Annotated in this window: 19 protein-coding genes; 10 read left to right on the top strand and 9 right to left on the bottom strand. The window is 69.1% G+C overall.

What is annotated here, in order from left to right:
* Positions 1 to 104 precede the first annotated feature (104 nt).
* Both EV652_RS25780 and EV652_RS25785 read left to right on the top strand, forming a co-directional pair.
* The gene (locus EV652_RS25780; RefSeq protein ID WP_255512632.1) at positions 105 to 1,280 is read left to right on the top strand and encodes an MFS transporter; all 1,176 of its coding nucleotides are present in this window, start codon (positions 105 to 107) and stop codon (positions 1,278 to 1,280) included.
* Positions 1,281 to 1,319: 39 nt separating this feature from the next.
* On the top strand, positions 1,320 to 2,054 hold the full coding sequence (locus EV652_RS25785; protein WP_132211821.1) for a MerR family transcriptional regulator: 735 nt from the start codon (positions 1,320 to 1,322) through the stop codon (positions 2,052 to 2,054).
* Here the strand turns inward: EV652_RS25785 and EV652_RS25790 are convergent.
* Positions 2,037 to 2,654 (bottom strand): trimeric intracellular cation channel family protein, encoded by a 618-nt coding sequence (locus tag EV652_RS25790; RefSeq protein WP_242002004.1) that lies wholly within the window; start codon positions 2,652 to 2,654, stop codon positions 2,037 to 2,039. The two genes, EV652_RS25785 and EV652_RS25790, sit on opposite strands and share 18 nt — an antisense overlap.
* A 57-nt stretch (positions 2,655 to 2,711) precedes the next feature.
* On the opposite strand from EV652_RS25790, the gene EV652_RS25795 reads away from it, so the two are divergent.
* The gene (locus tag EV652_RS25795; protein ID WP_132211822.1) at positions 2,712 to 3,698 is read left to right on the top strand and encodes a phosphotransferase family protein; all 987 of its coding nucleotides are present in this window, start codon (positions 2,712 to 2,714) and stop codon (positions 3,696 to 3,698) included.
* A gap of 19 nt (positions 3,699 to 3,717) precedes the next feature.
* Positions 3,718 to 4,551, top strand: a complete 834-nt coding sequence (fdhD, locus tag EV652_RS25800; protein ID WP_132211823.1) for a formate dehydrogenase accessory sulfurtransferase FdhD — start codon at positions 3,718 to 3,720, stop codon at positions 4,549 to 4,551.
* On the opposite strand, the gene EV652_RS46050 is transcribed toward fdhD, so the two are convergent.
* Together EV652_RS46050 and EV652_RS25810 are read right to left on the bottom strand one after the other, a co-directional pair.
* Positions 4,535 to 7,291, bottom strand: coding sequence for an AAA family ATPase (locus tag EV652_RS46050; protein WP_132211824.1), 2,757 nt, complete (start codon positions 7,289 to 7,291; stop codon positions 4,535 to 4,537). The two genes, fdhD and EV652_RS46050, sit on opposite strands and share 17 nt — an antisense overlap.
* A complete protein-coding gene (locus EV652_RS25810; RefSeq protein WP_132211825.1) occupies positions 7,288 to 8,415 on the bottom strand; it encodes a metallophosphoesterase family protein in 1,128 nt (375 codons plus the stop codon). Before EV652_RS25810 ends, EV652_RS46050 begins: the two co-directional genes overlap by 4 nt.
* Positions 8,416 to 8,518: 103 nt before the next feature.
* On the opposite strand from EV652_RS25810, the gene EV652_RS25815 reads away from it, so the two are divergent.
* Positions 8,519 to 9,064, top strand: coding sequence for a GNAT family N-acetyltransferase (locus EV652_RS25815; protein ID WP_132211826.1), 546 nt, complete (start codon positions 8,519 to 8,521; stop codon positions 9,062 to 9,064).
* Positions 9,057 to 9,554 carry a phosphatase domain-containing protein gene (locus EV652_RS25820; RefSeq protein ID WP_132211827.1) on the top strand — a complete coding sequence of 166 codons (498 nt, stop codon included), beginning with the start codon at positions 9,057 to 9,059 and terminating at the stop codon, positions 9,552 to 9,554. The genes EV652_RS25815 and EV652_RS25820 overlap by 8 nt, the downstream gene beginning before the upstream one ends.
* Positions 9,555 to 9,558: 4 nt before the next feature.
* On the opposite strand, the gene EV652_RS25825 is transcribed toward EV652_RS25820, so the two are convergent.
* Complete coding sequence (locus EV652_RS25825; protein WP_132211828.1) at positions 9,559 to 9,729, bottom strand: hypothetical protein; 171 nt, start codon at positions 9,727 to 9,729, stop codon at positions 9,559 to 9,561.
* Between the two features lie 145 nt (positions 9,730 to 9,874).
* On the opposite strand from EV652_RS25825, the gene EV652_RS25830 reads away from it, so the two are divergent.
* On the top strand, positions 9,875 to 10,738 hold the full coding sequence (locus tag EV652_RS25830; protein ID WP_132211829.1) for an alpha/beta hydrolase: 864 nt from the start codon (positions 9,875 to 9,877) through the stop codon (positions 10,736 to 10,738).
* Here the strand turns inward: EV652_RS25830 and EV652_RS25835 are convergent.
* Positions 10,720 to 11,049: a GNAT family N-acetyltransferase gene (locus EV652_RS25835; protein ID WP_132211830.1), complete on the bottom strand. Its 330-nt coding sequence runs from the start codon at positions 11,047 to 11,049 to the stop codon at positions 10,720 to 10,722. The two genes, EV652_RS25830 and EV652_RS25835, sit on opposite strands and share 19 nt — an antisense overlap.
* Positions 11,050 to 11,149: 100 nt before the next feature.
* Between EV652_RS25835 and EV652_RS25840 the strand changes: the two genes are divergently transcribed.
* Complete coding sequence (locus EV652_RS25840) at positions 11,150 to 11,860, top strand: nucleotidyltransferase domain-containing protein (protein WP_132211831.1); 711 nt, start codon at positions 11,150 to 11,152, stop codon at positions 11,858 to 11,860.
* 4 nt (positions 11,861 to 11,864) lie between these two features.
* Here EV652_RS25840 and EV652_RS25845 read toward each other — a convergent pair whose 3' ends face one another.
* The 3 genes from EV652_RS25845 to EV652_RS25855 are packed head-to-tail and all read right to left on the bottom strand — an operon-like array spanning position 11,865 to position 13,808.
* Positions 11,865 to 12,527 (bottom strand): hypothetical protein, encoded by a 663-nt coding sequence (locus EV652_RS25845; RefSeq protein ID WP_132211832.1) that lies wholly within the window; start codon positions 12,525 to 12,527, stop codon positions 11,865 to 11,867.
* Between the two features lie 49 nt (positions 12,528 to 12,576).
* Positions 12,577 to 13,248 (bottom strand): hypothetical protein, encoded by a 672-nt coding sequence (locus EV652_RS25850; protein WP_132211833.1) that lies wholly within the window; start codon positions 13,246 to 13,248, stop codon positions 12,577 to 12,579.
* The gene (locus EV652_RS25855; RefSeq protein WP_242002005.1) at positions 13,245 to 13,808 is read right to left on the bottom strand and encodes an RNA polymerase sigma factor; all 564 of its coding nucleotides are present in this window, start codon (positions 13,806 to 13,808) and stop codon (positions 13,245 to 13,247) included. Before EV652_RS25855 ends, EV652_RS25850 begins: the two co-directional genes overlap by 4 nt.
* A 68-nt stretch (positions 13,809 to 13,876) precedes the next feature.
* Here EV652_RS25855 and EV652_RS25860 point away from each other — a divergent pair, with 68 nt between their 5' ends.
* Complete coding sequence (locus tag EV652_RS25860) at positions 13,877 to 15,394, top strand: TldD/PmbA family protein (RefSeq protein WP_132211834.1); 1,518 nt, start codon at positions 13,877 to 13,879, stop codon at positions 15,392 to 15,394.
* Positions 15,391 to 16,800 (top strand): metallopeptidase TldD-related protein, encoded by a 1,410-nt coding sequence (locus EV652_RS25865; protein ID WP_132211835.1) that lies wholly within the window; start codon positions 15,391 to 15,393, stop codon positions 16,798 to 16,800. Before EV652_RS25860 ends, EV652_RS25865 begins: the two co-directional genes overlap by 4 nt.
* A gap of 75 nt (positions 16,801 to 16,875) precedes the next feature.
* Here EV652_RS25865 and EV652_RS25870 read toward each other — a convergent pair whose 3' ends face one another.
* Positions 16,876 to 17,298 carry a DUF805 domain-containing protein gene (locus EV652_RS25870; protein ID WP_132211836.1) on the bottom strand — a complete coding sequence of 141 codons (423 nt, stop codon included), beginning with the start codon at positions 17,296 to 17,298 and terminating at the stop codon, positions 16,876 to 16,878.
* Positions 17,299 to 17,364: the final 66 nt, after the last annotated feature.

Here is a 17,364-nt window from a genome sequence, read left to right on the forward strand (position 1 = left end):
GGGCCGGCGGGTACGCCCGCGGATGTGATGGCGTGGCGGTCCGACCGAATCCCCAGCGGTTAGGGTGTTCCCGGTCCCTCATGCTCAAGCCCTACGTCCATCTCATGCGCCGTCCCGGTGCCAGTGCGTTCTTCACTGCCGGGATCCTCGGGCGTATGCCGATCTCGATGATCGGGCTCGGCATCGTCATCCTGATCGCGCAGGAGAGCGGCTCCTACGGTCTGGCAGGTGCGGTCTCCGGTGTGGCCGTCATCGCGGGCGCGCTGACCGGCCCGATCCAGGGCCGGCTGGTCGACCGGTTCGGGCAGCGCAAGCTGCTGATCATCGGCTCGGTGGTCTGCACGATCGCGCTCGCGGTGTTGCTGGTCGCCGTACGTGCCGACTACGCCACCTGGGTGCTCTACGTGGTGTCGTTCGTTGCCGGTGGCACCCGTCCGCAGGTGGGCTCGTTCGTCCGTGCCCGCTGGACGCACCTCCTCGGCCGTGGCCGGGCGTTGCAGACCGCGTTCGCCCTCGAGGCGGTCGGTGACGAGGTCGTCTTCATCGTAGGCCCGGTGCTGGTCACGGCGCTCGCCACTCAGGTCAGTCCGTACGCCGCTCTGGCCGCAGCCGGCGTACTAGGGCTGGCCGGTGGCATCTGGCTGGCGCTGCTGCGTGCGTCCGACCCACCGGGCCGGGGCAAGTCGGATGGGGCCGAGCAGGCACCACTCCCCTGGGTCTCGATCCTGCTGCTCAGCCTGATCGGTCTCGGCCTCGGCGCGACCCTCGGCGGTGCGGAGGTCGTCACGGTTGCGTTCACCACCGAGAAGGGCCAGGCCAGCATGTCCGGCGTCGTACTGGCCGTGTGGGCGTTCGGCAGCCTGCTGGCGGGTCTCTGGTACGGCTCGGTGCACTGGCGCGCACCGGTCGAGCGCCGCCTGCTGATCGGCACCATCCTGCTCGCGCTGACCCTTGCGCCGCTCCCCTGGGTCGACAGCGTGCTCATGCTGGGCGTCGTCCTGTTCTGCTGCGGGATGACCATCGCGCCGACCATGGTCGCGGTCACCGCCTGTGTCGAGGAGTGGGTGCCGCCGCAGCGCCTCACCGAGGCGATCACCTGGACCGTCACCGGCATCCTCCTCGGTGTGGCCCCTGGCAACGCCGCCGCCGGCCACGCCGTCGACCTGTGGGGTTCGTCCGACGCCTACTGGGTCCCCGTCTGCTTCGGCATCTCCTGCGCCCTGATCGCCGCCGCCTCCATCACCTTCGCCCGCCCGAAGACGAGGTTCGCGCACAACTAGCCTTGTATCTCCTCCGACGGGAGATGTGAGGGTGTGGGCATGGACCACTCGATCGGTGAGCTGGCGCGCCGGGCCGGGGTGACCGTCAAGACGGTGCGGTACTACTCCGACCTCGGCTTGCTGGAGTCACGTCGTACTGCTGCCGGTCACCGCCGGTACGACGCCGGCGCGGTGGCGCGGCTGGAGCTGATCCGGACGTTACGGGGTCTGGGCATCGACCTGGCGATGGTGCGGGCGGTGCTCGAGCAGGAGCGGACGCTCGCCGACGTACTCACGGCACACGCCGAGGCGGTCGCCGTACAGATCCGGACGCTGCAGTTGCAGCACGCGGTGCTGTCAGTGGTCGCCCATCGTCACTCGACGCCAGAGGAGCTCGAACGCATGCATGAACTGACAGCCCGGTCCGCACACGAGCGCCGCGCCTTGATCACGGACTTCCTGACCTCGACCCTCGGCGATGATCCTGACTTCGCCGCGATCCGGCAGAACCTCACGCCCGTGCTCCCCGACGACGCCGAACCTCAGCAGGTCGAGGCTTGGCTGGAGCTGGCGTCGCTGGTCCAGGACGACACCTTCCGCTCCGCCGTACGACGGATGGCCGCCGGGTACCGCACGATCGCAGCGGAAGCCGGTGCGCCGCTCCAGCACGACCCGGAGCTGCGCGACCGGCTGATCGAGCTCCGCCGGACCGAGGCCGGCCCGCGCTGGCACCGCTATCTGGAACTGGTTGCCGTCGTCAACGGCTGGGCCGCGCCGTCACGGATGGCGGGGTAGCGGCGCGTTCCAGCCGCGCCGGATGGCCAGCAGGCGGATGGTGAAGCAGGTGACCGCGCCCACGATCGGCACCCACAGGGCGTCGTAGTCGAGGGCTGCCGCGACGACTACGATGCCGGCGCCGAGGAACGCCGGGGTGGCGTAGATCTCGGCGCGCAGTACGACGGGGACACGGCCGCTGAGGATGTCGCGGATCACGCCGCCGCCGATGGCGGAGATGGTGCCGAGGAGCGCAGCCGAGAGCGGCGACAGACCGTACTCGATCGCTTTCACCGCGCCGGTCACGCAGAACAGCGCGAGGCCGGCCGCGTCGAAGATGTTCACCAGCCGCTCGACCCGGCCGATCCCGGGATGCAGGAAGAACGTGAGCAGCCCGGCCGCGACCGGGACCACCAGGTAGCGCCAGTCCTCCAGCGCGGCCGGCGGGATCGCACCGATCAGCACATCCCGGATGAACCCGCCGCCGAGCCCGGTGACGAGCGCCAGCACCAGGATGCCGAACACGTCGAGCTTCTTGCGTACGCCGACCAGCGCGCCGGTGATCCCGAACACGAAGATCCCGACCAGGTCGAGCGCATGCAGTGCCTCCAGTCCAGTCACAGTCGGCACCGTAAACCACAGGCGACGGGCCGCCCGCGCACTCTATGGTCTGTGGACATGAGTGGAGCGCCCGATGTCGACTACACCGCAACCTCACTGCGACCGGATTGGAACACGCTCCCGCCGATCTTGCACGAATCCCTCGCCGTTGCCCTCGGCAGCGAGGTCGCCGAGGCGGGACCCCCGGTCAGCTCAGGTTTCACCGGCGGGTTCGCCGCACCTGCCCGACTGGCAGACGGTCGCCACGTCTTCATCAAGGCGTCCGACGACACCCTCCACTCCTACCGCGCCTACCAACGCGAAGCCGAGGTAGTCCCCCAGCTGCCAGGTGCCATCCAGGTCCCGGCCATCGTCGCCTCCGCACACGCCAGTGACGGGGACCGTCAGTGGTTCGCCGTCGTGTCCGAGTGGGTGGCGGGCCGCATGCCTGGAGCGCCTTGGACGGCCGGGGACTTCGCGCAGGTGACCGCGACCTGTGAGCGGATCGCGGAGGTGATGGATCCGAGTCCGCTCGACGGACTGCAGAGCTTCCTGAAAGATCTCGACGAGAACGACTCACCGCTGCAGACTCCGGCCCGAATCCTGGCGGACGAGGCACCGCTGCCAACCGGCCTGCAACCGTGGGTGCCGAAGATCCTGCCCGAACTGGTCGACCTGATCCAGCTGGCACCGGAAGCGTTCGCCGGGGAGTCGGCGACGCACGGCGATCTGCGGCCGGACAACATGCTGATCGACGCGGACGGCACCTGCTGGACCTTCGACTGGAACTGGCTCGCCCTCGGGCCACCCTGGATGGACTGGGTCGGTCTGCTGCCGGTCGCACAGCACCACGGCATCGACACGATCGCCGCGATCCACACCAGCCCGCTGACGGACGGCGTACCGGCTGAGTATCTCGATTGCTACATCGCGGCCGTGGCGGCGTACATGATGAAGAACGCCGACGCCCCGCCGCCGTTCGGGTGTACGCCGGCGCTGCGGGAGCACCAGCGGTACTACGCCTGGACCTTCCTCGACTGGCTTGCCGTACGCCGCGGCTGGTGACAGCGCCTACCGTGGACATATGACGAAAGGTCCGACCACGAGGTTCAAGGTCGAGGTGCTGGACGGCGATCGGACGTCCCGGCGTGAGGACGTCGTCGTCACCGAGGAGCCGCTCGAGCTCCGGCTGGAGTGGCCCGGACGGCCGCCCGAGCCGCTGGTGGTGACGATGCGGACGCCCGGCTCCGACTTCGAGCTGGCGGCCGGGTTCTGTCTCGGCGAAGGGTTCGCGGTGCGGCCGGACGCGATCAAGACCGTTGCCTATTGCACCGATGTGAAGCTGACCCGGGAGCAGCAGTTCAACACCGTCACCGTGACGTTCGACGGCCCGCCCGACCGGGAGCCACCACAGCGGTACGGCGTGACGTCGGCAGCGTGCGGGGTCTGCGGTCAGCAAAGCCTGGACGAACTGGCCGAGCGCGACTACGACCCCGTCGACCCGGTGGAAACAAGCGTCGACGTCGTACGACGCCTGCCCGAACTGCTCCGCGAAGGTCAGCCGATGTTCACCCGCACCGGCGGCCTGCACGCGGCCGGCCTGTTCACCGCAGACGGCCGGAAGATCGTGGTGAAGGAAGACGTCGGTCGCCACAACGCCGTCGACAAGGTGGTCGGCTGGACTGTCCTCAACAACCACAGCCGCAAGGGCCTGGTTCTGGTGGTCAGCGGCCGCGCCGGATACGAGATCATCCAGAAAGCAGTCGCCGCTGGGATCGGAATGATCGTGGCGGTGGGCGCACCGTCGAGTCTGGCGGTCGAGCTGGCCCGGCGGTTCAACGTCACGGTGGCCGGCTTCACCCGCGGCGACCGCTGCGTCGTCTACAGCGCGCCGGAGCGGATCACGCGTCCAGCTTGATGAAGGTCGCTTTCGGGACGTACTCGTAGCGGTCCGGCATGCAGGTCAGGATGATGACCTGGCCGTGGTCGCCGGCCCGGCCGAGGAGCGCGCCCATGTCGCGCAGGCGGGCCTTGTCGGACCAGCCGAGGGCGTCGTCGAAGATGACCGGCACACTGTGCTCGCCGGTGCTGACCAGGTGGCTGATCGCCAGCCGGGTGATGATCGCCAACTGCTCCTGCGCACCCGTCGACAGCGCCTCGACCGGCAGCCGCGTGCCATCCAGCTCGCGCTCGGACACGGCGAGGTCGTCGTCCAGCCACACCCGGAACGACGGTCCGTACACACTCCGCCCGAGCGACTCGATCCGGCTCTGCAACGGCTCGGAGTACTTCGTCTGCGCCTCGGACCGATGACGGCTCAACGTCTCGAACACCCGCCGAGCCGCCTCCGCCCGGCGCCGCAGGCTGTCGTGCTCCGACCGTACGGCGGCCAACTCCAGCTCGGCCACGTCGCGTCGCGTCGCCAACCCATCCCGGCCCGACTGCTCCAGCCGCCCCTCGGTCGTCCGCAGCGCGTCACGCAACGTATCCCGCTCGCCCTGCAGCCGCCCAGCCACAGCCAACGCGTCCGCCAACTCACCGGCGACCTGGTCGGCTCCGGCAGCATCGACCTGCTCCTGTACGCCGGTCAGCTCCTCGAGCACCGCCTCGACCTCACTGGTCGCCTCAGCCTCGACTGCGGCGACAGCCTCATCGTCGAGAACACCCCGGGCCACCTCCAACGCCTCAACCGCCGCAGCCAACCGCTCCGCCGCGATTTCCGCCCGCGCCCGCGCGTTCTGCGCCTCCGACCGATCCTCGTCCGCCGCCTTCCGGGCCTGCGCCGCGGCGAACTCCGCGTCGCGCAGCAACCGCTCGGCCTCGGCGAGACCGTCTCGCGCCTCATCGAGCGCGCGCTGCGCGCCGGTCAGATCATCAGGCTCGCTGACCGGAAGCTCGAAGTCGTCGAAGAGCGTGTCGTGCGGCGAGACGAACTCCTCGAACAACGACATCTGACCCGGCACGCCCTCGACCGCGGCCTGCTGGTCCGACAGCTCCTCAGGTTCGTCCGGCCCGAGCCGCGCGGTCAGCACGGCGATCCGCTCCCCCGGATCACCACCAGCCGTCAGCGACCGCTCGGTCCGGCGGGCCTCGTGCAGCTCGGCGGATGCCGTGTCGGCCTTCCGCAGCAGCTCCCTGGCGGCCGCGACATCCTTCACGCCCGCCTTCTTCAGCAGGTCCTTCTCGCGCCGGACCGCGTCGTCCACCCGCGACCGCAGCGTCGCCGCTTCCCCGCCGGCCCGGACCGTCACCTCGACCTGCCCCGGTACGCCGACCACCAACTCACCGGAGACCAGCAGCTCGGCCGATTCGTCGAAGCCCAGTTCCGCCGGTACACCACCCGAGCCCGCATCGAGCCCGGTCCCCGACAACTCGACCGGCTCGGCACCAAGGCGTCGTACCGACACTTCCGGTACGCCGGCCGCCAGCGCGGCGCGGGCCTCGACGACCGCGGCGTGTGCGTCCTCCAACGCGGCGACCAGCGCGTCGTCGACCTTGATCCGGTCCAGGATCGTCCCGGCCGCGGCGATCCGGGCACGTACGTCGACCAGCTCGGTCTGCTGACCGAGCAGTCGGTCCAGCTCGGCGCGGTCCATCAACTCCGAGACGCGGCGTTCCGCTTCCTGGACGTCGGTACGACGGGCGTCCTTGAGCTCGACCACCTCGGCCAGTGCCGCCTCGGCCGCGTGCACCATGTCGGCCGCGGTCTTGGCGACCGTCTCGGCATCGGTACGGCGCTCGATCAGTTCGGCGTCGGTCTTGGTGAACCGTTCGACCTCATCGAGCAGCCGTTCCCGCTCGACCCGGGTCCGGGTGTGGTTCTCCAGCCGGGCGCGGGCAGTCTCGGCGCGGGACTTCACCGAGTCGCGGCGAAGCAGGATCTCGTCGGTCGCCTTCTTGCGTTCGCGCAGTTCCTCGACCGAGGTGAGGTGGTCGGTGAGCCGGTTCGCGACGTCGTCGAGGTCGAGCGCCAGCCGCTCGGCGCGACGGATGTCCTGCTGGACCTCCTCCATCGCCTTCAGCGCCTGGGCCGCAGTGAGCTCGGCGGCGACGACGGCCTTCTCGGACCTGGCGAAATCACCGGTTGCTCGACCGCCGCGCGTCCAGTAGCGCAGGTACTCGTGCTCGACCGCTGTCACGAGCGGCATCGACGCACCGTCGACCGGCGTACCCGACTCCGCTGTCACCGCAGTGATGAGCGGCTCAGCATCCGCGGGTGTGGGCAGCACCAACGACTGGCCCTGGCTGACCATCAGGGTCTGCCACAGCACCGGGTCGACGTGTTGGTGGAAGAGCCGCTCCGCCTCGTTGTGCGCCTCGCGGCCGGTCCACGACATGCGACGGCCGTCGAAGTCGACGACGGTCAGCTCGGTGGAGCGGTTCTTCAGCCAGCTCTTGGTGTAGGTCAGCTCTTTGCTGCCGAGACTGAGCTCGACCGTCACCTCGGGTCCGACGTCCTGGCCGACCGGCTGGATGTCGCGGATCCGGGTCGACTTCGAGTCGTCCGGCAGGTCGAAGATCAGGCCGAACGCCTCGACCAGGCTGGACTTGCCGACCTCGTTGTCGCCGACGACCACGGTGGTGCCGAGGGCGGGCAGCCGAACGGTACGGTCCTTGACGCCGCGGAAGTCCCGCAGCGTCAGACTGTGCAACCTCATCCGGCGTCCCGAGCCAGTCTGTGCATCAACGACAGTGCCGCCCCGGCACCCTCGTCACCGGCGGCCAGCGCCTGCCGCAACTCCTCCATCGCCGCCCGGGCCGGGCCGCTCAACTGCAACGCGTCCAGGTCGGCCGCGTCGGGCGCCGGCCGGACGGTCCAGAACTTCGCCCACCGCTCGACACTGGCGAACACCTCACCCTGCGCGTCGATCATGGCGTCGAGCCGGCTCAGCAACGGCAGCGCCAACGAACCGTCGCCGGCGAGCCGGACATAGGTCCGCTCCTTCTCCGGCAACTCCGCGAACCAATCCTCCAGTCCCTGCAGCGATTCCTCGTCGAACAGTTCGGCGCGATGGTCGACCATGTGCCAGGCGCCGACCCGCACCGGCTCGACCTCGATCTCGCCGCCGCCGACGGTCACCTTGAGCACGTTGCCCGGATCGTCCTCCTCGGGCGACGTGACCTCCTGCGTCCCGGAGAACCAGATCCGCTCGGTCACCTGCGTCGTCGAGTGCCGGTCGCCGAGACCGACGTACTGCAGCCGTCCGTCGGCAACCGCCGCTTCCAGGGCTGCCTGATCGATCGTCGGCACGTCGGACATGCCGCCACTGAGACTGGTCAGCTGACCGTGCGCGAGCAGGATCCGCGTCGTACCGGCTACGGGCTTCAGGTCGGCGTACCCGGGGGCTGCCGGGTCTGACAGCGGGCGCCGCGAACGCCAGGGCGCGCCGACGATCTCGACACCGGGCATGATCTCCAGCGGCGTGGTGTCGGTCAGGACGGTCACATGCTCGGGCGCGTGTGCCTGCCACTGCGCCGACGTCCAGAGCGAGCCGGGCTCGAGGGCGTCGTGGTTGCCCGGCAGCAGGACGACCGGGACCGGGATCCGCTTGAGTGCTTCACAAGCACGCAAGATGGTCTGCCGCTCGACCTGGTTGTGCTCGAACACGTCGCCGGTGACGACCACGAAGGCCGCTCCGGTGCTGGTTGCGACGTCACCGATCCGCGCGACAGCATCCAGCCGGGCCTGACCCCACCGGGCCTGACCGTCCGGCCCCAGGAACCGGCGCATCATCCCCAGCTGCCAGTCCGAACTGTGCAGAAACGTGATCGACTCTTCCATCGCGGTCAGAACGCTAACCTGCGCCACCGACAACCGCCCAACCCAACACACCCCAACCCCCACACCGCCCACACTCCGGACAGCCGGATGAGAGGGTCAGAGGGTGGAGACGGAGCGATTGCGGCTACGCCGGTTCACGGCAGCGGACGCCGGATTACTCGTCGAGCTGGATTCCGATCCCGAGGTGATGCGGTTCCTGACCGGGCAGCCGACGCCACCGGACGAGGTCGAGAAGGTCGTTCTGCCGGCGATCCTGCGGTTGTACGACGAGCATCCGGGCCTGGGCACGTTCGCCGCCGAGCAGAAGTCCGACGGGGCGTTCATCGGGTGGTTCGGCCTCCTGCCGACCGCCGCACCGGCGACCGTGGACGTCGGGTACCGGCTGAATCGGACCGCGTGGGGCAAGGGGTATGCGACCGAAGGCACGAAGGCGCTGATCGACAAGGCGTTCGGGGAGCTCGGGATGGACCACGTGATCGCGGACACGATGGCGGTCAACCACCGGTCCCGGGCGGTGATGCGCCGGTCCGGCCTGCGGTTCGTCCGGATCTTCCACGAACACTTCGACGATCCGCTGCCCGGCACCGAGTTCGGCGAGGTCGAGTACGCCGTCGACCGCCGTACCTGGGAAGCTGGACAACGTGCCTGACGATCAACGCCCGTACGCCGTCCTGGACATCGACGCGACGCTGTCCGACACCAGTGAGCGGATCCACTTCCTGCAGACGCGGCCGAAGGACTGGGACTCGTTCTTCGCGCATGCCAAGGAGGACGCGGTCCTGGACGAAGGGCTCGCGGTCGCGACCACGCTGGCGGCCGACCACGAGATCGTCTACCTGACCGGCCGGCCCGAGCGGCTGCGGCGGGACACGCTGAAGTGGCTGAAGGACAACGGCTTCCCGGACGGGAAGATGTACATGCGCGGGAACACCGACCGGCGCCCGTCGATGACGATGAAACTCGGCCGGCTGAAGCGGCTGGCCGAGGACCGTCCGGTCGCCGTCCTGGTCGACGACGACGTGAAGGTGTGCGCGGCCGCCGAGAAGGCCGGCTACTCGGTGATGAGGGCCGACTGGGGACTCGATGCCGAGACCCAGCCGACCCTCTTCGAGGCCCAGGAGAAAGAGGGCCGTACGTAGCTACTTACTGAGCCCGACGATCAGCACGTTCGGGTACGGCGGGCAACGGCGCCGCCACCGCGATCAGGATCAGCAGGCCCACGATCACGACACCTGCGCGTGCACTCCGATCCCGACGTACCAGGCGCAACGCCTGCCGGGTCGGTGAAACGGTCCCGGCGACCGACGAACTCACAAGCACTCCCGACAGATCGAACCCAGGCAACGCACAGGCAGCCGGCAAACGTTAGGCCGCATCCTCCCACCACCGGAGGACCATCCCGAGTCGTGAGAATTCCAACCCAGGAACTCGGGATTCAGATAGTGAGTACGCTCCGCTCGTGGACCACGAACTGCGGATCGATGACCGAGTGCTGCGCTACTGCCTGTACGGCGATCCGGCGGGCCCGCCGGTGGTGTCCCTTGGCGGTTCCCCGAGCACCCGCTGGAAGCGGCCGGACGCCGTGCGGACCATCGAGGAATCCGGCCTGTGCCTGCTCATCCCCGACCGCCCCGGTTACGGCGGCTCGACCAGACAGCCGGGTCGCACGGTGGCCGATGTGGCCACTGATGTGCAAGCACTGGCCGACGCCCACAACTGGGACCGCTTCGCACTCACCGGCGGATCGGGCGGCGGCCCACACGCTCTGGCCTGTGCGGCCCTTCTCCCCGCTCGCGTCACGCGCTGCGCGGTCAGTGGGGGCATCACGCCGCCGCTCGTGGACGGACCCGAGCCGGGCGAGGACGAGGCGGACCCACGGCGAAACCGCACGTCCTGGTTGGCCGCTCGCGGCGAGGAACACATCCGGCCCCTGTTCGAGGAGGCCACCCGAAGGATCATGTCGGCGGTCGAAGCCGGCGGACCGGAGATTCCGCCCGACCCACACTCCCCTGCGCCGCCGGCACCACCTGCCCGTGACGACGCGGACGCGATGGCCCGGCTCACCGCGACCTTCGTCACGAGCCACGACGGTTGGGTGGACGACAACATCGCCTTCGCGACCGACTGGGGATTCCGCCTCGCCGACGTACGTGTCCCGACCAGCGTCTGGTTCGGTTCCGGCGACGACCGCGCCCAGAGGTACGCCGACCTCCTCGCAGCCGAGCTCCCGCACGCCGAACTCGTGCCGTACGCCGGCGGCCACATCCAGCCCGCCCCCGCCTACCGCAATCTCCTGCTTTGGCTTCAGAGCGGCAACCGATAGCGGCTCACCCAGGTCGGGCCGTCGCTGTCGCGCTGACCGGGAGCGCCGCCGACCGGTACGTCGCCTTGGTGCTGGAACCCTCGCGACTCGTAGTAGGACCTGAGCCGACTGTTGGAACTGACGCAGTCGAGGCGGAGATACCCACACCCGAGGGCACGACTGGTGGCGACGGCCCAGTCGAGCAGAGCCGCACCCAGGCCGGTCGCCGAGCGACGGACGGCCAGCTGACGGCCGGTCCGTCCGGTGACCTCCGCCAACTCGGTCAGGGAGACCTGCTGGCGTTCGCCGGCGACGCACCGCACAGCTACCACACGAAAGACAGCTCGGCTGACGTCACAGTGGTCATCGCTTCGCCTGTCCAGGCCTGAAACCCGCTGGCAGCCCAACGGTCGTTGGCCGGACACTGGGGTGATGGTGAACGACGCGGTAGAGGTCGCACGACAGCTGGTGACAGAGCAGTACCCGGACGCGCGGGCGGCGTGGCTGGGTGGGAGCGTCGTACGGGGTGATGCCTCCGCGACGTCTGATCTGGACATCACTGTGCTGCTCAGTGGCCCACCGGCGCCGATGCGACGGTCGCTCGAGTACGGCGGTTGGCCGGTCGAGCTGTTCGTGCACACCGAGGACTCGGTGGCGCACTTCTGCGCCAAGGACCAGCAGCGCTGGCAGCCGACCATGATGCGCCTCGTCGGCGAGTCGATCGTGCTGGTCGACACCGACGGATCCGGAGCGCGGCTGCAGCAGGAGTGCCTTGCGGTGGTCGCGGCCGGCCCTCGGGCGTTGACGACCGCGGAGCTGGACCTGCTGCGCTACATGATCACCAACCTGCTGGACGACCTCGCTGACGCGTCGACCGACGACGTACGCACAGCCGTCGCGTCAGTGCTCTGGCAGGACGCCGCCAGACTGCTGCTCACCGGCTCGCGGCACTGGTCCGGCACGGGCAAGGGCCTGCTGCGGGAGCTCAACGCGTACGACGAGCAGCACGGGACCGACCACGCTCGGGTGCTGATTGCCGGCTTACGAGACACCGATGTACTGGTCGAGGAGGTGCAAAGCATCCTCGACCAGTACGGCGGGCGACTGTTCGCCGGGTTCGAGCTGGCCGCTCAGCCGGTCTGACACCTCACTCGGCGTCGATCAGCTGCCAGTCGCGGCGCTTGGGTAGCAGGCGGACGGCGATCACTGCGATCACCGCACCGAGCAGGAAGCCCGGGATCGTCCAGCGCCAGCCGGTGAACGCACTGGTCGAGGCAGTCTGAGTCGCAGCGGACTCCGCGGGCGGTTCGGCCGCCTGCGCCGACGGGTCTTCGGCTTGCTGACCGAAGAAGGTCGGCCCGCCCCACGACGGCACACCGTTGCGTTCGGTGTTCAGCAGCCCCAGGGAGCCGAGGAGCTTGACCAGGGTGGCTGAGTCGGTGGCGTGGTGCCAGGTGGGATTCTCCGGCAGCGATGAGCCGTCCATCGATGCTCTGGTGGCGATCCAGGCCCCACCGGGCGCGTCCGGATAGATGATGTCGATGCGCCACACCGACATGTCGTGGATCATCCAGGTGGCACGGACGAACCGGCCGGAATCATGGCTCCCGTCACGGGGCACGTTGCGCGATCCATTGATCTGCGTCAGCCGTTGGAGGGCGGCGTACTGCTGATCCTCGTAGCCGACGGCAATCACCTTCGGCGGGCTGCTGAGGAGCACACTGGTCGGACCGCCGGCGTGGGCGGGGGTGGCGCCGAGGGCGGCGACGGCGAGCAGGGCGACGAACAGAGCAAGAGTACGGCGGACCATGGCAGCTCTCCCTGAGAACGAGGACTCACCCCAGGTACACCGCCGACGGCTACGAGGTTCCCTGCGCGAGTTGCACCGCCCGCGCCTTGTCGGCGACGCCTTCGAGACGGAAGGTGACTCCGGCACGCACCCAGACCAACGTGGGGCCTGCTACGCGTACTCGGCGCTCGACTCCGGCGGTGTCGACCAGCACGAGCTCATGCGGTGTGTCGAACCAGTAGCCGTTGATCTCCGGTACGTGCTCCAGGGTCCGGTAGTACTTCTTGAAGTACAGCGGCGACACCTCGGCCCGGAACTGCTCCAGGCGTACGCCGTCCCACCCGATCGCCACGAACGCCGGTGACGCCTCAACACCCTTCGGCGCACCGAGCTCACTGGGCAGAGCCGGCTTGAACCCAGCGACCCGCTCCGCCTCCTCCAACGACAGCTGACCGGTCACAGCGGGTGGTGCGGGCGCAGTGGTCGGACCAGTCCCGACAGGTTGGGCGCGCACTCCCCCGATGTTGAGCCACTCCGCCACCGTGGCGCGGACAGGTGGTGTCGCCACTGCACCCGCGACCAGGACCAGGAACAGGGCCAGGAACGTCCGCCAGCGGTCCCGTAGCGAGCGCCGTACGGGCAGGTCAGCTACCCGGGTCAGCACTGCAGCCGTCAGGCCCTCGTCGACAGGAGGTACGACGGCAGAACGCCCGAGAGCCCGTAGCTCGTCGTCCAAGCTCATCGCTGCACCTCCTTGTCAGGTAGCGAATCCCGTAGGCGTCCCAGTGCACGGTGCAGGCGGGACTTGACCGTCCCACGCGGCCAGCCGAGCACCACAGCTGTCTCCTGCTCGTCCAGGTCCAACAGGTAGCGGCAGGTCACCACCAGCCGGAAGGTCTCCGGCAACGAGCGCACAGCCTCCAGCAGCTCCCGCCGCCGCTCCAGCGACACAGCGTGCTCCGCAGGGTCCAGTACGACGTCGAGCGGAGCAGCCAACTCCTCACGGTGGGACCGGCGACTGCGCGACCGCAGAACGTTCCGCGTCTCGTTGGCCACGATCCGCAGCAACCAAGGCCGGAAGGCCGCTCCGGTCCGGAAGCTCCCGAGGGCCCGGTACGCCTTCACGAACGACTCCTGCACCACGTCATCGGCGTCCGCACCGGCGCCGAGGAAGACCGCCGTACGCTTCGCCACCTGGGCGTGCAGCACCACCAGCTCGCCGTACGCGGCAGATTCCCCACCACGCACCCGAGCCACGATCGCCGCCTCGTCCGCCTGGCTGATCGCTCCTCCTGTCCGCACTGACGCGTTGCTGACATTGTCACTACACCGCGGGTGATCCGATGGTTCCGTGACATAGGGTCGATTTCGTGCCAGAAGTCGACGCGAGTTTCCTCGCCCTTCCCCGTCATGAGCTTGCCGAAGCCGCCCTGCAGCGGGCCAAGGACCTCGGTGCCACCTTCACCGAGTTCCGGCTCGAGCGGATCCGGTCGGAGTCCATCGCGCTGCGCGACAGCCAGCTGGAGAACGCCAAGGACGACGAGGACCTCGGCCTCGCGGTCCGGGTCATCCACGACGGCACGTGGGGCTTCGCCGCCGGGGTCGCGCTGACCAAGGACGAGGCCGTCCAGGTCGTCGAGCAGGCGGTGAACATGGCCCAGGTGTCCCGGCCGATCAACGCCGAGACCATCGAGCTCGCCGACGAGCCCGTCTACACCGACGTCAGCTGGACCTCGTCGTACGAGATCGACCCGTTCGCCCTGCCGCGGGCCGAGAAGGTCGCGCTGCTGACCGACTACAGCGACCGGCTGCTGCAGGCCGAAGGCGTCGCGCACGTCAGTGTCCACGTCGCCTCGGTCCACGAGTGCAAGTACTACGCGAACTCCGCGGGTACGTCGTACACGCAGCAGCGGGTCCGGATCGGGCCGAAGATCACCGCGTTCGCGGTCGACGCCGAGACCGGGCGGTTCGACTCGATGAGCTCCTGCGCGCCGCCGGCCGGGCGCGGCTGGGAGTACCTGACCGGCACCGGCTGGAACTGGGACGAGGAACTGGCCCAGATCCCCGGCTGGCTGGCCGAGAAGATGGCCGCGCCGACCGTCGACGCCGGCACGTATGACGTCGTCATCGACCCGACCAACCTGTGGCTCACCATCCACGAGTCGATCGGCCACGCCACCGAGCTCGACCGCGCCCTCGGCTACGAGGCGAACTACGCCGGCACCAGCTTCGCCACCACCGACAAGCTCGGCACGCTGAAGTACGGCTCGCCGATCATGCACGTGACCGGCGACCGCACCGCCGAGCACGGCCTGTCCACCGTCGGGTACGACGACGAGGGTGTGGCCGGCCAGCAGTGGGACCTGGTCAAGGACGGCGTCCTGGTCGGCTACCAGGTCGACCGCCGGATGGCGAAGGTCAACGAGGAGCTCCTGGGTACGCCGCGCTCCAACGGCTGTGCGTACGCCGACTCGTCCGGTCACATCCCGATCCAGCGGATGGCGAACGTGTCGCTGCAGCCGGCCGCCGACGGTCCGTCCACCGCGGAGCTGATCTCCCGGGTGGAGGACGGCATCTACATCGTCGGCGACAAGTCCTGGTCGATCGACATGCAGCGGTACAACTTCCAGTTCACCGGCCAGCGGTTCTACAAGATCACCGACGGCAAGCTGGACGGTCAGCTCCGCGATGTCGCCTACCAGGCGACCACCACCGACTTCTGGGGCTCGATGGAGGCCGTCGGCGGTCCGCAGACGTACGTCCTCGGCGGCGCGCTCAACTGCGGCAAGGCCCAGCCCGCGCAGTCCGGGGCCGTCAGCCACGGCTGTCCGTCCGCCCTGTTCCGCAGCGTCCGCATTCTCAACACCACGCAGGAGGCCGGCCGGTGACGACCGCCATTCAGCTCACCCCGCAGGACACCATCGAGCGGGGTCTCGCCCTGGCCGCGGCCGAGGGCGCCGACGGCTGCGTCGTCATCGTCGCCGAGAGCTCCAGCACCAACCTGCGCTGGGCCAACAACACCCTCACCACCAACGGCGCGATGCGCGGCTCCAGCGTGACCGTGATCGCGACGGTCGGAGCCGGCGAGGGTACGGCGGCCGGCGTGGTCGGCCGGTCCTCGGTGACCGACGCGTCGTTGCGCGAGATCGTGTCGGCCGCGGTGGCGACCGCACGGGCGTCGAGCCCGGCCGAGGACGCCCGCCCGCTAGTCGGCGGCGCTGTTGGCACCGACTGGGACGAGGAGCCCGAGGAGACGTCGGTCAGCGTCTACGAGAAGTTCGCACCGGCACTGGGCGAGACGCTCAAGCGGGCCGGCAACGAGAACCGCTGGCTCTACGGCTTCGCCGACCACCAGGTCATCACCCTGTACGTCGGTTCGTCCACCGGACTGCGGTTGCGACAGGCACTCCCCCGCGGGTTCGTCACCGCGACCGGCAAGTCGGGCGACCTGAGCCAGTCCGCATGGGTCGGCGCCGCCACCCGCGACTTCTCCGACATCGACGCGCACGCGATAGACGCCGAACTGACCCGTCGGCTCGGCTGGGCGAGCCGGACCGTCTCCGTCGAGGCCGGCCGGCACGCCACGGTATTGCCACCAGCCGCGGTTGCGGACCTCACGACGTACCTCTTCTGGTGCCTTGACGGGCGGGAAGCGTTCGAGGGGCGCAGCGTCTTCGCCAAACCGCCAGGTGGAACGCGCGTCGGCGAGGTGCTGACGTCGCAGCCGGTCACCCTGCGATCGGATCCGCAACTGCCCGGGCTGGAGACGTTCCCGTTCGCGGTGGCGCGGTCGTCCGGCGGTTCGTCGAGCGTCTTCGACAACGGCCTCACGCTGACCGCGACGGACTGGATCCGTGGCGGCAAGCTCGAGTCGCTGATGACGAGCCGGCACACCGCCGACCTGACCGGCGCCTCGACCGCCACGCCGGACATCGACAACTACATCCTGTCGGTCGACGGCGCGACCGGCACGACCGACGACCTCGTCGCGGGGCTCGACAACGGGCTGCTGCTGACCTGCCTGTGGTACATCCGGATGGTCGACCCGCAGACGCTGCTGCTCACCGGACTCACCCGGGACGGTGTGTACCTGGTCGAGAACGGCGAGGTGACCGGTGCCGTCAACAACTTCCGGTTCAACGAGAGTCCGGTCGACCTGCTGGCCCGATTCACCGCGGCCGGCGCGACGGTGCCGTCGTTCTCGCGCGAGTGGGGTGACGACTTCTCCCGGACCGCGACGCCGCCGCTGCTCGTCCCGGACTTCAACATGTCGAGTGTCAGCCAGGCCAGCTGACCTTTATCCACAGGGCAGCGAAACGCCCCGCGAACCGGCGTTGTTCTCGCCAGGTCCGCGGGGCGTTGGCCTGGATCAGACCGTCGGGTAGCCCGGCTCGGCAGGACCCGCACCCGGCTGGCCGAAGCGCTCCGCGGCCTTCGGGTCGGGACCGTACTGGTTGTCACCGGCCGTGCCCTCCTGGGCAGCGAGCACGATGAACCAGATGAAACCGACACACGGGATCAGGTTGATCAGGATCCACCAGCCGCTGCGGTTGGTGTCGTGCATCCGCCGGATCGCGACACCGATGGACGGCAGCAGCACCGCGAGGCTGTAGATCGTGGACAGCCAGCCACTGCTGCTGCCGCCGCCGAAGTCCGTGCCGATGATCCGGTCCAGGATGCCCAGGATGATCGAGATGATCACGTTGAAGAGTACGAACATCCAGTACTCTTTGCGCCGGGCCCGCCCGTCGAACACGGCGTATTTCTTGAGGACGTCGATGTACCACTGCATTGCTGTTTCTCCGATGGTCGAAGGTGAGACGCGGACTGAGCCTGTCGGAACCGGTCGGGTTCGTCA

It is taken from the genome of Kribbella steppae (assembly GCF_004342025.1).
In the GTDB taxonomy this organism is placed as follows: Bacteria; Actinomycetota; Actinomycetes; order Propionibacteriales; family Kribbellaceae; genus Kribbella; species Kribbella steppae.

Coding starts and splice junctions, on each gene's coding strand:
- fdhD (WP_132211823.1), top strand. CDS start 3,718: ATGACGAAAGGTCCGACCACGAGGTTCAAGGTCGAGGTGCTGGACGGC.
- EV652_RS25785 (WP_132211821.1), top strand. CDS start 1,320: ATGGACCACTCGATCGGTGAGCTGGCGCGCCGGGCCGGGGTGACCGTC.
- EV652_RS25870 (WP_132211836.1), bottom strand. CDS start 17,298: ATGCAGTGGTACATCGACGTCCTCAAGAAATACGCCGTGTTCGACGGG.
- EV652_RS25850 (WP_132211833.1), bottom strand. CDS start 13,248: ATGAGCTTGGACGACGAGCTACGGGCTCTCGGGCGTTCTGCCGTCGTA.
- EV652_RS25780 (WP_255512632.1), top strand. CDS start 105: ATGCGCCGTCCCGGTGCCAGTGCGTTCTTCACTGCCGGGATCCTCGGG.
- EV652_RS46050 (WP_132211824.1), bottom strand. CDS start 7,291: ATGAGGTTGCACAGTCTGACGCTGCGGGACTTCCGCGGCGTCAAGGAC.
- EV652_RS25795 (WP_132211822.1), top strand. CDS start 2,712: ATGAGTGGAGCGCCCGATGTCGACTACACCGCAACCTCACTGCGACCG.
- EV652_RS25840 (WP_132211831.1), top strand. CDS start 11,150: ATGGTGAACGACGCGGTAGAGGTCGCACGACAGCTGGTGACAGAGCAG.
- EV652_RS25810 (WP_132211825.1), bottom strand. CDS start 8,415: ATGGAAGAGTCGATCACGTTTCTGCACAGTTCGGACTGGCAGCTGGGG.
- EV652_RS25845 (WP_132211832.1), bottom strand. CDS start 12,527: ATGGTCCGCCGTACTCTTGCTCTGTTCGTCGCCCTGCTCGCCGTCGCC.